This window comes from Nocardiopsis aegyptia, from assembly GCF_013410755.1.
GTDB classification, from domain to species: Bacteria; Actinomycetota; Actinomycetes; order Streptosporangiales; family Streptosporangiaceae; genus Nocardiopsis; species Nocardiopsis aegyptia.
In genome coordinates this window covers 1,575,850-1,590,354 of sequence record NZ_JACCFS010000001.1, presented here as the reverse complement: position 1 = coordinate 1,590,354, position 14,505 = coordinate 1,575,850, and the positions used below count along the sequence as shown (strand labels likewise).

Annotated in this window: 10 protein-coding genes; 5 read left to right on the top strand and 5 right to left on the bottom strand. The window is 71.9% G+C overall.

Annotated elements, in window-relative coordinates; genetic code table 11:
- Positions 1 to 282 precede the first annotated feature (282 nt).
- Positions 283 to 2,634, bottom strand: coding sequence for an alpha/beta hydrolase family protein (locus HNR10_RS07225; protein ID WP_246406099.1), 2,352 nt, complete (start codon positions 2,632 to 2,634; stop codon positions 283 to 285).
- 293 nt (positions 2,635 to 2,927) lie between these two features.
- Here HNR10_RS07225 and HNR10_RS07215 point away from each other — a divergent pair, with 293 nt between their 5' ends.
- From HNR10_RS07215 to miaB, 4 genes are all read left to right on the top strand, one after another.
- The gene (locus HNR10_RS07215; protein ID WP_179821847.1) at positions 2,928 to 3,974 is read left to right on the top strand and encodes a TAXI family TRAP transporter solute-binding subunit; all 1,047 of its coding nucleotides are present in this window, start codon (positions 2,928 to 2,930) and stop codon (positions 3,972 to 3,974) included.
- A gap of 50 nt (positions 3,975 to 4,024) precedes the next feature.
- Positions 4,025 to 4,564, top strand: coding sequence for a DUF1850 domain-containing protein (locus HNR10_RS07210; protein ID WP_312889148.1), 540 nt, complete (start codon positions 4,025 to 4,027; stop codon positions 4,562 to 4,564).
- Between the two features lie 40 nt (positions 4,565 to 4,604).
- Positions 4,605 to 7,646 carry a TRAP transporter permease gene (locus HNR10_RS07205; RefSeq protein WP_179821844.1) on the top strand — a complete coding sequence of 1,014 codons (3,042 nt, stop codon included), beginning with the start codon at positions 4,605 to 4,607 and terminating at the stop codon, positions 7,644 to 7,646.
- Positions 7,647 to 7,811: 165 nt separating this feature from the next.
- Positions 7,812 to 9,278 carry a tRNA (N6-isopentenyl adenosine(37)-C2)-methylthiotransferase MiaB gene (gene miaB / locus HNR10_RS07200; protein WP_312889481.1) on the top strand — a complete coding sequence of 489 codons (1,467 nt, stop codon included), beginning with the start codon at positions 7,812 to 7,814 and terminating at the stop codon, positions 9,276 to 9,278.
- A gap of 60 nt (positions 9,279 to 9,338) precedes the next feature.
- Here miaB and HNR10_RS07195 read toward each other — a convergent pair whose 3' ends face one another.
- From HNR10_RS07195 to HNR10_RS07185, 3 genes are all read right to left on the bottom strand, one after another.
- On the bottom strand, positions 9,339 to 10,616 hold the full coding sequence (locus tag HNR10_RS07195) for a cytochrome P450 family protein (RefSeq protein ID WP_179821841.1): 1,278 nt from the start codon (positions 10,614 to 10,616) through the stop codon (positions 9,339 to 9,341).
- Positions 10,617 to 10,627: 11 nt separating this feature from the next.
- A complete protein-coding gene (locus HNR10_RS07190) occupies positions 10,628 to 11,446 on the bottom strand; it encodes a TetR/AcrR family transcriptional regulator (protein WP_179821839.1) in 819 nt (272 codons plus the stop codon).
- Positions 11,447 to 11,551: 105 nt separating this feature from the next.
- On the bottom strand, positions 11,552 to 12,757 hold the full coding sequence (locus HNR10_RS07185; protein ID WP_179821837.1) for an MFS transporter: 1,206 nt from the start codon (positions 12,755 to 12,757) through the stop codon (positions 11,552 to 11,554).
- A gap of 91 nt (positions 12,758 to 12,848) precedes the next feature.
- Here HNR10_RS07185 and HNR10_RS07180 point away from each other — a divergent pair, with 91 nt between their 5' ends.
- The gene (locus HNR10_RS07180; RefSeq protein ID WP_179821834.1) at positions 12,849 to 13,427 is read left to right on the top strand and encodes a helix-turn-helix domain-containing protein; all 579 of its coding nucleotides are present in this window, start codon (positions 12,849 to 12,851) and stop codon (positions 13,425 to 13,427) included.
- A 43-nt stretch (positions 13,428 to 13,470) separates the two neighbouring features.
- Here the strand turns inward: HNR10_RS07180 and miaA are convergent, their stop codons facing one another.
- Positions 13,471 to 14,472: a tRNA (adenosine(37)-N6)-dimethylallyltransferase MiaA gene (gene miaA, locus HNR10_RS07175; RefSeq protein WP_179821833.1), complete on the bottom strand. Its 1,002-nt coding sequence runs from the start codon at positions 14,470 to 14,472 to the stop codon at positions 13,471 to 13,473.
- Positions 14,473 to 14,505 lie beyond the last annotated feature (33 nt).

Genomic DNA, 14,505 nt, shown 5'->3' with positions numbered 1-14,505 from the left:
TGCGGTCGGTTTTCGAGGTCCCGGTGTCGGGCGGGACGGGTGTGCCTGGTTGTTCGTGCTGCCCGACCGTCTTGCTGGTCGGTCAGTGGTCGGTCAGGTGTGCGGGACGGGTGTCGGCTGGATGTCCGTGGTGCCCGGTCGTTCCGCCGACCGGGGGTCGGTCAGGCACATGGGACGGCTGTGACCGGCTTCCGTGCTGCTCGGTCGGTCGGCCGTGCCGCCGACCGGTGGTCGGTCAGGTGTGCGGGACGGGGGTGACCAGGCTCCGTGTCGCTCGGCCCGTCAGCCGGTCTGGTGCTCGTGCTCGCGGGTTCCCCCGGTGTCCGGCGTCCCGTCCTCCTCCGGTGCCGTCGCGGGCACCGGCTCCGGGGCGGCCGCCTCCGGGCGGTCCGGCGGGGTGGTGGACAGGGTGAGCGGTCGCACGCCGGTGCCGAAGTCGGTGCCGAAGACACGGGCGTAGAACGCCAGTTCGGTGTCCAGCGCCCGGATGCGGGCCTGGGCCGAGCGGAAGCCGTGTCCCTCGCCCTCGAACTCCACCAGTGCGTGCGGGACACCGCGTTCGCCCAGTGCCGTGGCCATCGCCCGGGCCTGGTCCGGTGTGACGACCGGGTCGGCGGTGCCCTGGAGCAGGAGTACCGGGACGTCGATCTCGTCGATTCGGTTGATGGGCGAGCGCTCCCGGTAGCGTTCGGTGAAGCCCGGCAGCGTGCCGACGAGCGAGTCCAGGAAGCGCGACTCGAAGTCGTGGGTCGTCTCCGCCAGGCCGAGCAGGTCCGCCACCCCGTAGTAGGACACCCCGCAGGCGAACGTGTCCGTGGTCAGGGACAGCAGCGCCGTGAGGCCGCCCGCGGACGGGCCGCGGATGGCCAGGCGGTCGGGGTCGGCCAGACCCTGGTCCACGAGGGAGCGCGCGACGCCGATCGCGTCCTCCACGTCCACCACGCCCCACTCCTTGTGGAGCCGCTTGCGGTAGGAACGGCCGTAGCCGGTGGATCCGCCGTAGTTGACGTCGGCCACACCGATGCCCCGGCTCGTGAAGAACGCCTTGACGAGGTCGTACTCCTTGGTGCTGTGCGAGACCGGTCCGCCGTGCACATGGACGACGAACGGCGCCGGGCCCGACCCCTCGGGCGGGTACACGTTCACGTGGACCGGGGCGCCGTACCTGCCGGGGAGCGTCTGTGCCTGGGGGACGGGGATCCTGACCTGTGCGGCGCCCTCGGTCGTGCCCGCGGCCCCGTTCGCCCCGGAGCCCGGCAGGTCGCTGGTGCGCAGGACCTCGACGCTGCCCGTGGCCGGGTCCAGGCGGACCAGGCACGGTGGCGTGGTGGGCGAGGCGGCGATGGCCACGACGGACGTCCCGTCGGAGTCCAGCTGGGACCAGGAGGTCAGGTCGGTCGCGATCGGGGTCAGGTCGAGGGTCTCGGGGTCGTAGAGGCTCGGGGTCATGTCGGCGAGCCCGTGCAGCGCGACCACCAGCCCGGAGGACAGCACCTGGAACGAGCGGTGGCCCAGGCGCCACGGCGGGGCGTGGAACTCCTCCTCGGCCGGGTACAGGGCGATCGCCTGCCCCTTGAGGCCCGCCTGGTAGAGGTTCCACCACCCGGGCCAGTCGGAGGCCAGGTAGAGCGTGGAGTCGTCCACCCACAGGGGGGAGAGGACCGACTCGTCCACGCCACCCTTGAGCGTGTACTCGGCGCCCTCGCTCGGGACCACGCGGAGTTCGGTGCCGTCCCACGGCATGCGCGGGTGGTTCCAGCGGACGTAGGCCAGGTGGCCGCCGTTCGGGGACTCGGTGGGGGAGGCGTAGAAGTCCGCGCCGGAGGCCAGCTCGCGGATCGCGGAGGGGTCCTGGGCCCCGCGCCCGGACAGCGGCACGGCGACCACGGAGCGGCGGAGGTCGCCGCCGCGCCCGCTGCGGCTCCGGTGCCGATCGGCCGGAGCCGCGGCGGCGGGTCCGGCGACGCCGTCGGCCGTAGCGGTCGCATCGGCCGTAGAGGTCGCGTCGGCCGTGCCGGCGGGGTCGACCGCGTTCCCGGCGGACAGGCCGTTCCCCGCGGCTCCGTCGACCGATGCGTCCGCGACCGGTTCCCCGGCCGGTGCCTCCGCGGCGGTCGCCGCACGTGCGCCGGGTTCTCCGCCCGCGCCGGATGCCCCGCCCGTGCCGTCCGCCGCCCCCGTGTCGGCCGGGCCGTGCTCCTCGCGCACGCACAGCACCGCGCGCCCGTCGGCGCTCAGTGCGAAGTCCGCGTAACGCAGGCCGGCCTCCGTGTGCGGCTCCGGCGTGAGGGGGACCGGCTCCCTGGCGTCGCGTTCCCACAGGTACAGGCGCTGGTCCTCCGCATGGGCGAACACCACCCCCAGACGCGGGATGGCCTTGTCGTCGCGGCGCGGCACGGGCAGGAACGAACGGCCCCCGTACTCGTGCACGCGGGTGCCGACACCCCACGGGGCGGGGAGGAGTTCGCGCACGGTGCCGTCGGCGTCGCGCCGCATGAGGGTGACCCGACGCTCGTCGGGGCGTTCCTCCTCCCACCAGACCTCGTCGCCCACGACGGAGGGGAACGCCATCCGGCGCACTCCTCGGGCGACGTCACCGGCGGTGATGGGCTGGGGGTTCGACAGTTCAGACATGTCCCGCTCAGGAATGGGTCTAGATCAGATGACATGTCGACCTTAGTCGTGAAGTGTCGCCTGTGGGAGTCCTGCCGCACCATCCCGTGTGGCTTTACCGCACATGACGGCCCGAAGGCGCGATCATGCACTGGGTATCGTTTTCCATTCGTGATTGCAGTGACACAGCGACGGAGTTCCCGCCGTTCTATGCTTTCGCGGATATCACCGGTGACGCACGGTCGACGGGGGCGGCGGACTGCAGCCGCCAAAGGGTGCCGTGGTCGCCGAACTGCTAGAGGAGGATGCCAGCGATGAGCAAGGGACGCAGGACCACGCGGGCTTCCGTGGCTGTCGCCGCGGCCGCCGTGGTCGCCCTGTCCGCGTGCGCCGCTCCGGAGGACGCGGCCGGACCCGGTCAGGACGAAGGGGACGCGGAGACCACCTTCCTCCAGCTCGCGACGGGCTCCACCGGCGGTACGTACTACCCGCTCGGTGGCGAGATCGCGCAGTTGTGGACCAGCAATGTCGAAGGTATCCAGGTCGACACCCTCGCCACCGGTGCCTCCGTGCAGAACATGCGCGCCCTCGAGGGTGAGACCGAGGACGCCGAGGCCGGCCAGATCGACCAGAGCGAACTGGTCATGGCGGTCAACGGTGTGGCCATGCAGGCGCAGGCCAGCACCGGACCGTTCGAGGAGGAGCCGCTCGCCAACCCGGACGACATCCTCGCCCTCGGCAACATCTACCCCGAGGTCATGCAGGTCGTCGTGAGCGCCGACTCCGACATCGAGTCCATCGCCGACCTGGAGGGCGCCGACGTGGAGATCGGCCCGCCCGGCAGCGGCACCGAGGTCGCGGCGCGCCAGATCCTCGAGGCCTACGGCGTCGACCCGGACGAGGACATCAACGCCTTCGACAGCACCTTCGGCGACGCCGCCACGGCGCTCGGCGACGGCCAGGTCGACGCCGCGTTCGGCATCCTGTCGGTGCCCGCCGCGGGCATCGTCGAGGTCGGCGCGAGCAACGAGGTCCGGCTGCTGCCGATCGACGGCGAGGAGGCCGAGGGCCTCATCGAGGCCGACCCGAGCTACAGCCCGCTCACCATCCCCGGTGGCACCTACAACGGCCAGGACGACGACGTCGTCACGCTGACCCAGTGGGCGACCCTCTACACCACCTCCGCCCTGGAGGAGGACCTGGCCTACGACCTGGTCCGCGTGATGTACGAGAACTCCGGCGACATCGCCCACGATGTCGGCAGCCAGGTCCAGCTGGACACGGCCGTCGACGGCCTGGGCTCGATGGAGCTGCACCCGGGCGCCGAGCGCTTCTACCAGGAAGAGGGCATCCTCGACTGATGACCGCTCCGCTCAGGGCCGCTCGGTGGACGCCGGGCGGCCCTGCGCTTGTGAGGTCCCCGTCGGCGCTCCCGCGGGCGGCGGGCGCGCTGGCGGCCGCCGCGGCCGTGCTCCTCACGGTGACCGGGTCGGTCGACACGGGCACCGCGTGGTTCTCCGTGCGGCCGCTCACCGACCGGTCGGCGGACGCGGCGCCCCCCGTCGCGCAGGTGCCGCTGGCGGTCGGGGACCGGATCGAGCTCACCCACACGCATTCGGTCCACCGCCGTCCGGTGTACGAGGTCTTCTCGGCCTCGGCCGAGGCGGGACTGGCGATGGAGGAGATGCGCTTCGACGCGCACGGAGCCAACCTCCCCTCCGGACCCGAGACCATCGACGGCGTGACCACCACGTTCGTCCGCGACGGATCCGGCTACGTGGTCGACCACCACGGGCGTCCGCTCGGGACGGTACGGATGGTGGTCGGCACGGCCGACGTCGACCACCGGTTGGCCGCAGGTGGCCGCGAGATCCGGCTCCTGGATCTGGTTGGACCTGGCACAGGCGTGGAACTGTACGTGCAAACCACATCGGGTGGCCCCATCCGGTGAGTGATGGGGGAATCCCCCGCCCACGAGAAGGACGAGGTTGATGACGACCGATCCCAAAGCCACCGGTGACCCCGGTGGCGGCCCCGCCGGCGGGAGAGAAACGATCGCCGGTGCGTCCTCCCCAGAAGCCCTCGAGAGCATCCAGAAGGACATCGAGGCGATGGAGACGCACGACTACACCGAGGACGCGGGGGCCGAGGGGACCCGCAGCCAGCTCCGGACGATCTGGCGCTGGAGCGTGTTCTTCGTCGCCCTGGCCCTGGCCGTGTTCCACCTGTGGACCGCGTTCACCCAGACGCTGCCCCCACTGCAGCAGCGCTCCTTCCACCTCGCCCTCGGCCTCGGCCTGGTGTTCCTGCTCTACCCGACCAAGGAGCGCAGGACCGAGGTCCACGGCCCCTTCTACGGCATCAGCATGGCCTTCAGCGGCCTCCTGGTGGGCTACCTCGGGGTCGGGATCCTGTCCGGCACCAACACGAGCATGTACCTGTACCTCCCGCAGGCGGTGTTCGGCGGGCTGGCCCTCGTCCTCCTCGGCGGCGCGGGCTGGTACCTGTGGCGCACGCGCGCGTCCGACGCGGCCTCGCGGGCCCAGTCCGCGGGCGGCTGGACACTCCTGGCCGGGGTGGCGCTGATCTCGCTCGACCTGGTGACCAGTGACGCGGCCGGCGGCTTCTTCTTCCTGCCCATCCTGGGCCTGGTCCTGGTCGTGGCCGCCCTGGCCCTGGCCGTCGCGCTGCTGCGCCGGCCCTCGGTGTTCCCGGTGTGGCTGTGGCCGGTCGTCACCCGGTGGGGCCTGACCGCCGCGGGCGTGGTCGTCCTGGCGTACATGTCCGTGTCCGGCATCGCCGGATGGAACGTCGTCGGACCGGCCCTGGCGATCCTGGTGATCGTGCAGCTGTCCCGCTACTCCGGCGTGACGGTCATGGGCATGCCGGTGTTCGACGTGGTCCTGGCCGCGCTGGGCCTCTTCGCCGGGCTCTACATGTTCGTCAACTACAACGAGATCGTCACCACGGTCGGCATCCTCAACCCGACCTACGTCATGGTGGGCACGATCGGCATCCTGCTGATCCTCGTGGCCGCCGGACGCGTGCTCGGCCCCGCCCTGGTGGTGCTGGCGTCGGCGCTGATCGCCTTCGCCTACTTCGGCCAGGCCATGCCGGGCTTCCTGCGCCACCGCGGGTCCAGTGTCGACCAGCTCGTCACGAACCTGTGGGTCAGCACGGAGGGCATCTTCGGGACCCCGCTGGGGATCTCGGCGACCTTCATCTTCCTGTTCATGATCTTCGCCGCCATGCTCCAGCGGACCGGCATGGAGCGGTTCTTCACCGACCTGGCCCTGGGCGCCACCGGCCACTCCACGGGCGGTACCGCCAAGGTCGGCATCGTCACCAGCGCGTTCTCCGGCACGATCACCGGCAGCTCGGTGGCCAACACCGTCTCCAACGGCGCGTTCACCATCCCGATGATGAAGAAGTCCGGCTACAAGCCCGAGTACGCGGGCGCGGTCGAGGCGGCCTCCTCCACCGGGGGCCAGATCATGCCGCCGATCATGGGCGCGGGCGCCTTCATCATGATCGAGTTCACCGGGGCCAGCTACCAGCAGATCCTCACGGCCGCGGCGATCCCCGCGGTGATGTTCTTCGTCTCCCAGTACGTGGTCGTGCACTACGACGCCAAGCGGATGGGGATCGGCGGCCTGCCCCGCGAGCTGCTGCCCAACCTGCGCGTGCTGATGCTGACCCGCGGGTACCTGCTCGCGCCGGTCATCGCGATCTTCGCCCTGCTGTCCATGGGCTACTCGCCGATGTTCTCCGCGATGGGCGCGGTGGTGGCCACCGTCGCCATGAACCTGCTCATCCAGTTCGTCACACTGCCCTGGACGCGCGTCGACGGCCGCATCCGCCGACGGGCCGCGCGCGAGGCCGCCGTGACCGCCCTGCGCCTGTCCCTGCCGATCATCGTCGCCGCGGCCGCCGCGGCGGTGGTGGTCCTGGGAGTGCAGAACGTGTTCGCGGAGATGGGCCGCGGCATGCAGGCGCTGCTCATCTCCCTGCTGCTGGCCGTGGTCGCCATGGTCGCCATGGGCCTGTTCACGTCCTGGAAGGACTCCGAGGAGGACCAGCTCAACCTCCACGGCTTCCTGGACGGGCTGGTGGGCGCCTCGCGCCTGGCGATCCCGATCATCGTCGCGTGCGCGTCCGCGGGCATCATCGCCGGCGTCATCGTCACCACCGACCTGGGGCTCAAGCTCAGCCGGGGGCTCCTGGGCATCGCCGAGTCGATCAGCGCCTCCCTCGCGTCCCTGCTCACGTCGCTGGCGACCTCGCCCGTCCTGGCGTGGACCGGGGCGGGGTCGGACTTCGGGATCGAGGCGGTCTCGACCATGCGGGTCGACCTGTTCCTCATCCTCGTGATGTCGATGATCGCCTGCCTGATCCTGGGCATCGGCCTGCCCACGACCGCGAACTACGTCATCACGGCGACGCTGGCCGCCCCGGCGATCGTGACCGTGCTCCAGGGCGAGTTCGAGACCCGCACGCTCGCGATGCTGCTGATGGCGCACCTGTTCGTGTACTACTTCGGCGTCCTGGCCGATATCACCCCGCCGGTCTGCCTGGCCGCCTACGCGGCCGCCGGCATCTCCGGGGGCGACCCGATCCGCACCGGGTTCTACGCGGTGCGCATCGCGATCGCGGCCTTCGTCATGCCGTACATGTTCGTGTTCTCGCCGGAGCTGCTGCTCCAGGACGTGGACCTGGTGTCGGGCACCGTGGCCGCGGTGACCGGTGTCGTGGGCGCCGCGATGGTGGCCCTGGGACTCGTGGGCTACCTGGACCGGCCGATGGCCTGGTACCAGCGCGGCGCGATCATCGTGGGCGGCCTGCTCCTGGTCTCGGCGAGCTGGACGACCAACGTGGTCGGCCTGGTCCTGATCGTCGCGGTCATCGGCTACGAGAAGCTGCGGACCCACCGCAGGGGCGGTCCCGAGCGCATCCCCGCCGCCGGCGGGCCGGAGAAGGGCGACGAGGCCGTGCCCGCGGCCGGATCCGACGCCGGAGAGGGCGCCAAGGACTGACGGGGCGACGAGGACCGACGGCCGGGCCCGGGTGCGCGCGCACCCGGGCCCTCCGCGTCCGCCCGCCGAACCCGGCCGCGACGCGTCGGGACCGGCTCCGGTGGCGGACGCGCCCGTCCGGGGAGCGGATAGCCTGGAGCGGTGAGCCAGAGTCGTACCTACCAAGTGCGGACCTACGGCTGCCAGATGAACGTCCACGACTCCGAGCGCCTCTCCGGTCTGCTGGAGGACGCTGGGTACGCGCGCGCAGCCGAGGACACCACCGCCGACATCGTCGTGTTCAACACCTGTGCGGTCCGGGAGAACGCCGACAACCGCCTCTACGGCAACCTCGGGCACCTGCGTCCGGTCAAGGACGCCAACCCGGGGATGCAGATCGCCGTGGGCGGCTGCCTCGCCCAGAAGGACCGCGGCGAGATCGTCCGCCGCGCCCCCTGGGTCGACGTCGTGTTCGGGACCCACAACATCGGCTCCCTGCCGACCCTGCTGGAACGCGCCCGCGTCCAGCGCGAGGCGCAGGTGGAGATCGCCGAGTCGCTGGAGCACTTCCCGTCCACGCTGCCCAGCCGCCGCGAGTCCGCCTACGCCGCGTGGGTGTCGATCTCGGTGGGCTGCAACAACACATGCACCTTCTGCATCGTGCCCGCGCTGCGCGGCAAGGAGCAGGACCGCCGTCCCGGCGACGTGCTCGCCGAGGTGCGGGCGCTCGTGGACGAGGGCGTCAGCGAGATCACCCTGCTCGGGCAGAACGTCAACGCCTACGGCAGCGGGTTCGGCGACCGCCAGGCCTTCTCCAAGCTGCTGCGCGCCTGCGGCGAGATCGAAGGGCTGGAGCGGGTCCGCTTCACCTCCCCGCACCCGCGCGACTTCACCGACGACGTCATCGAGGCGATGGCCGAGACCCCCAACGTGATGCCGCAGCTGCACATGCCCCTGCAGTCCGGTTCCAGCAAGGTCCTCAAGGACATGCGCCGCTCCTACCGGCAGGAGCGCTTCCTGGGGATCGTGGAGAAGGTGCGCGCGGCCATGCCGGAGGCCGCCATCACCACCGACATCATCGTGGGCTTCCCCGGCGAGACCGAGGAGGACTTCGCCGAGACGCTGCACGTGGTGCGCGAGGCGCGGTTCGCCATGGCCTTCACCTTCCAGTACTCCAAGCGCCCCGGGACCCCGGCCGCCACCATGGACGGCCAGGTGCCGCCGGAGGTCGTCAAGGACCGCTACCAGCGCCTCGTCGACCTCCAGGACCAGATCTCCTGGGAGGAGAACCAGAAGCTGGTCGGCCGTGAGGTCGAGCTGCTGGTCGCCGAGGGCGAGGGAAAGAAGGACGGTGAGCACCACCGCCTCTCGGGCCGCGCTCCCGACAACCGCCTGGTGCACTTCGCGGTGGGCGACGGCGACCGGCCGCGCCCGGGCGACACGGTGACGGTCGGCGTCACCTACGCCGCGCCGCACCACCTGGTGGCCGACTCCGGCATCCGCGAGCTGCGGCGCACGCGGGCCGGTGACGCGTGGGCGGCCCGCAACGGCGCACCGGTCCGGGCCGACAAGCCCGAGGTCCTGCTGGGCATGCCCAGGGTCGGCGCCCCGGCCGAGCAGCCCGCCGCCGTCGGCGGGTGCTGCGACGCCTGACGGCGCCCGCGACGGCGAAGCGGAGGCCCCCGGCGTGACGCCGGGGGCCTCCGCCGTGTCTCAGGCCGTTCGGAGCCGCACGAGCAGGTCCGTGAACCGCCGGTTGCCCGGGAGCGGCGGGCGGCCGGGCTCGCGGCCCGGGACCAGGGCCAGGTCCGGGTAGGCGGCGGTCAGCGCCCCGAAGGCCACCTGCCCCTCCTGTCGCGCCAGGGCCGCGCCCAGGCAGTAGTGCAGGCCGTGACCGAAGCCGACGTGCGCCTCACCGGGCTTGCCGTGGTGGCGGGTGATGTCGAACCGGTGCGGATCGGGGTACAGGTGCGGGTCGCGGTTGGTGGCCGCGATGACGGCGACCGCCGGTTCGCCCTTGGCCAGGCGCCCGGTCCTGAGCTCGATGTCCTCGGTGGCGTAGCGGAGCTGGGTCACGAGCGCGGTGCCGCACCAGCGGAGCATCTCGTGCACGGCCGAGGGCAGCAGCCCGGGATCGGCCCGCAGTGCGTCCCACTGGTCGCGGTGCGTGAGCAGGGCGTGGGTACCGTTCGCGATCAGGTGGGCCGTGGTCTCGTGCCCGGCGATGACGAGCGTAAAGACCAGGGTGACGAGCTCGGCCTCGCTGAGGCGGTCGCCGTTCTCGTCGCGCTCCCTGATCAGGGCGTCCAACAGGTCGTCGTGCGGCGCCGCGCGGCGCTCGGCGATCATCCCCTTGATGTGGTCGATCATCGCGCCGAGCGCGGTGTTCATCGCGTCGGGCCTGGTGGGGTCGAACGCCGATGTCAGGGAGCGGCTCCACTCCCGCCACTGGTCGCGGTCCCGCTCGGGGACGCCGACGAGGTCGCAGATCACCGTGATGGGCAGCGGGTAGGCGAAGTGCTCCAGCAGATCGACGACGCCGTCCTCGGCGTGGTCGGGCAGGCGGGCCAGGAGGTCGTCGGTGATGCGTTCGACCTGGGGGCGCAGCTCGTTGACGCGTCGGACGGTGAAGGAGCGCGAGACCAGTTTGCGCAACCGCGTGTGGTCGGCCCCGTCCTTGCCGAGGACGCTCTCGGTCATGTACCCGACCAGCTCCGCGTCCAGGCCGAGCGACGTGAGCATGTCGGCCCGGCTCCTGGCGCCTGTTCCGCCGGGGACGTTGTCGGGGCTGGTCACGAACCGCCGGTCGCCGAGGATCGTGCGCACGTCCGCGTCGTCGGCGAAGAAGACGACGTCGAGGCCGCCCGCGAACTTTCCCGGGGCCGTGCCGCCGACCTCCCAGACGCGCCGGATCAGCGCTTCGGGGTCGGTGACCAGTGCGGGGTCCTGCAGGTCGATGGTCTGGTCGGGCGATGGTGTCGTGGCCGTCATCGGCCCCTCCGTCAGGTGTCGCGAGTGGACTGCAGGTAGCGGTCGACCTCCGCCCGGGCCCGGCGGGCCAGCTCCTCGTACAGAGTGGCCACCTCGGGCCAGGCGGCGGCGAGCGCGTCGGTCGTCCCTCCCTCGCCCAGAGTCGCCCGGATCGAGTCGGCCAGGACGTCGGCGCGGTGCTCGCGCGACTCCGGTTGGGGCAGGCCGGGTTGCGAGGCCAGGATCGGCTCGGCGAGCAGGTAGCCGGTCATGACCGACGTGTAGGCGTAGACGAGGTCGTTCCGGGGCCGGTCGCTCCGGAGCAGGTCGTGCTCGATGAGCAGGTCGAAGTACGTGTGCGAGGTGGTGATGCGGTCGGAGACCAGGTCCCGGCTGTGCTCGGCCGCGGTGCGGGCGAGCGTGCCGAGGGTCTCGGACTTGCCGGTCATGACGGCGCTGATGACCGGCGAGTCGCCCATCGACAGGTAGACGGAGCGGGCCATCGCGCTCGGCAGGATCTCCTCGGGGCTGCGGCGCATCGCGCTCGCGAGCTGCTCCGTCAGCGCCGACTGGGCCCTGAGCACCACCACCAGGAAGAGCACCTCCTTGGTGGGGAAGTGCAGGTAGACGGTGCCCTTGCCGACGCCCGCCCGCCGGGCGACGTCCTCGATGGTGATCTTGGGGTAGCCCCAGGTGACGAGGAGGTCGCCGGCCGCGTCCAGGATGCGTGCGGCCCGCTGCTCCCGTTGGGCGTTTCTGGTCATGGACTGTTCGGCTGGGGCCACGGTGTGCTCCTGGGAGACGGGGATATGGAAGGGGCCGGTGTTCACCAGCGCCGACGCGTCGACCATATCCTCACCTCCCCATTTCGTGACTCCGTGACCAGATTTGACATCTGGTCACGGAGTCAACGCTAGGTCAGGATCGCCCGCGGGACAAGGGGTGCCGACGGTCCGTCAGGAGTCCCGTCGGGCCCGGTCCAGCAGGATGAGGGGCACCGCGGCCGCGGCGAGGACGGCTCCGATCACGCAGACCGAGGTCAGACCGGCCCCCTGGGTGAGCGCGGCCGCCGCGAGGGCGGGGGTGGCGCTGATGCCCAGTTGGAAGGCCGACACCGTGGTGGCACCGGCGAGGGTCGGCGCGTCGGCCGCGATGGCGAACACACGGCCGTAGAGCGCCGGGTTCAGCACGAAGGCGGCGAACCCCATCAGCAGGACCGTGGGCAGGACCGCCCAGACCTGCTGGGCCGCGGCGACCATGACCACCGACAGGACCACGATCGCCGACACGCCGGCGAGGAGCGTGGCGTGGGGGAACCGGTCGGACACCCGGCCGCCGACGGACAGGCCGACGACGGCGCCCACCCCGAACAGCGCGAGAACGACCGGGATCCAGACCTGGGGCAGGCCGGTGACCTCCGTGAGGAGGGCCGCCAGGAAGTTGAACGTGATCATGTACGCCGCGGTGGTCAGGATCGTGATCGCGTAGACGACCCAGAGCATCGGCCTGCGCATGGTGGTGAGTTCCCGCGACAGACGCGACCCGGTGGCGCGGTTCGCACCCGACGCACCGGTCTCGGCGGCGGGGAGGCCGAGCCGACAGGCGACGATCCCGGCGACCGTCAGGGCCACGACGGCCCAGAACCCGCCGCGCCAGTCGGTGACATGGCTGAGCAGCGTGCCCGCGGGGCCGCCCGCGACCATCGCCAGGCCGAGCCCGCTGACCACGACCCCGGAGGCGCGTGCGTTCCGGTCCGGCGTCACCAGGCTGATCGCGGTCACCGACGCGACGGCGAAGAAGCCCGCGTAGGCGATGCCCGACACCAGCCTGGTCAGCAGCAGGACCTCGTAGCCGCCCAGCAGCCCGACGACGATACCGGCGGCGAAGAGGCCCTGGCTCGCCATGAGCGCGGTACGGCGGGGCAGGCGCAGGCTGAGCACGGCGAACGGCGGCCCGCCGATCACGACTCCCAGCGCGAACGCCGTGATCAGGAACCCGGCCGCGGAGAGGCTGACATCCAGATCGGCGGCCACCTCCGGAAGGACCCCGGCCAGGAGGAACTCCGCGCTCCCCATCGCGAACAGACTGAATCCGAGCAGGTAGACCCCGGCGGGCAACCTGCCGGAGGAACTCTCGGTCCTCGTGTGCGTTGTCGTGTCCATGCGGACCACCTCCACCGGGAGGATCGGGCGCGCTTCGCCGTTTCGGCAAAACTTCTTGCCGTAACCGGGACGCGTCGGTTCCATGGGCCCCATGGACGACCAACCCAGCGTCGACGCCGCGATCGAGCAGATCGCGCCCCGCCTGCGCCGCGCCCGCACGAGGAAGGGCGTCAGCCTGGCCCGCCTCGCACGGGCCACCGGGATCTCGACCAGTACGCTCTCGCGGCTGGAATCGGCCCAGCGCAAGCCGAGCCTCGAACTCCTCCTGCCGATCACCGCGGCGCTCGGCGTGCCACTCGACGAGATCGTCGCGGCTCCGAGGATCGTCGACCCGCGCGTGCCGCAGCACCCCACCAGGAAGGACGGCCGGGTGCTCATCCCGCTGTCACGGCAGCAGGGCGAACCGCGCGCGTACAAGCTGACCATCCCCGCGCACGACGAGGAGCCCCACCCGCGGACCCACACCGGCCACGAGTGGCTCTATGTGCTGCGCGGACGGCTGCGCGTGCGACTGGGCGAACGCGACTTCGTCATGGGGGAGGGGGAGGCGGCCGAGTTCGACTGCCGGATCCCGCACTGGTTCGGGGCCGCCGGACGCGGCGGCGTGGAGGTCCTCAGCCTCTTCGGGAAGCAGGGCGAGCGCATCCACCTGCGCACCCCGCGGAGCTGAGGGCCCGCCCGTACCGTGGCGCAGCGCGCGGGCGCGGCCGTGCCTACCCGTCCGCGCCCCGGAACCCCGGCATCACGGTGGCCACGTCCACCAGGGCCTCCTCGGGGACGTCGGGCGCCCCGGCCAGAGCGGTGTCCACCAGGGCCAGGGCCCGGTCGGTGAGCTCGGCGCTGTCGTAGGGCAGCCAGCGGATCCGCGGGTCGCGGCGGAACCACGACTCCTGACGGCGGGCGAAGCGCCGGGTGGCCTGCGCGGTGGCCGCCTTGGCGTCCTCCTCGGACAGGGTCCCGTCGAGCTGCTCCAGGGCCTGCGCGTAGCCCAGGGCGCGCGAGGCGGTGCGGCCCTCCCGCAGCCCGTGTCCGTCCAGCCGCCGGACCTCCTCCAGCAGCCCCTGCTCCCACATGCGCTCCACGCGGGTGTCGATGCGCGTGTCCAGCTCCGGGCGCGGAGCGGTCAGCCCGATCTGCAGGCAGGGGTAGTACGAGGTGTGGTCGGGCAGCGTGGCGGTGAAGGGGCGGCCGGTGAGTTCGATGACCTCCAGCGCGCGGACGATCCGGCGGCCGTTGCCCGGCAGGATGGCCCGTGCCGCGGCGGGATCGGCCTCGGCCAGGCGGGCGTGCAGGACGCCCGGGCCGGCGTCGGCCAGCTCCCCCTCCAGCCTGGCGCGCACGGCGGGGTCGGTGCCGGGGAACTCCAGGTGGTCCAGGACGGCCCGCACGTACAGGCCGGAGCCGCCGACCAGGACGGGGATGACGTCGCGCTCGGCGCACTCCTCCACGCGTTCGCGGGCCATCGCCTGGTAGCTGGCCACGTCGGCGGGTTCGGTGACCTCCCAGACGTCGAGCAGGTGGTGGGGGACACCGCGCCGCTCCGGTTCGGGCATCTTGGCGGTGCCGATGTCCATGCCGCGGTACAGCTGCATGGAGTCCGCGTTGATCACCTCGCCGCGGCGACCGGTGCGTTCCTCCAGGCGGAGTGCCACGTCGACGGCGAGGTCGGACTTGCCCACAGCGGTCGGGCCCACGACCGCGATCACCTTGATCATCACTCCACCCTAGCCATGTGATCGCCTGCCACG

Bases quoted from the DNA above. Each gene is read 5' to 3' on its own strand.
- HNR10_RS07225 (WP_246406099.1), bottom strand. From the start codon at position 2,634: ATGTCTGAACTGTCGAACCCCCAGCCCATCACCGCCGGTGACGTCGCC.
- HNR10_RS07185 (WP_179821837.1), bottom strand. From the start codon at position 12,757: ATGGACACGACAACGCACACGAGGACCGAGAGTTCCTCCGGCAGGTTG.
- miaA (WP_179821833.1), bottom strand. From the start codon at position 14,472: ATGATCAAGGTGATCGCGGTCGTGGGCCCGACCGCTGTGGGCAAGTCC.
- HNR10_RS07190 (WP_179821839.1), bottom strand. From the start codon at position 11,446: ATGGTCGACGCGTCGGCGCTGGTGAACACCGGCCCCTTCCATATCCCC.
- HNR10_RS07215 (WP_179821847.1), top strand. From the start codon at position 2,928: ATGAGCAAGGGACGCAGGACCACGCGGGCTTCCGTGGCTGTCGCCGCG.
- HNR10_RS07195 (WP_179821841.1), bottom strand. From the start codon at position 10,616: ATGACGGCCACGACACCATCGCCCGACCAGACCATCGACCTGCAGGAC.
- HNR10_RS07205 (WP_179821844.1), top strand. From the start codon at position 4,605: ATGACGACCGATCCCAAAGCCACCGGTGACCCCGGTGGCGGCCCCGCC.
- HNR10_RS07180 (WP_179821834.1), top strand. From the start codon at position 12,849: ATGGACGACCAACCCAGCGTCGACGCCGCGATCGAGCAGATCGCGCCC.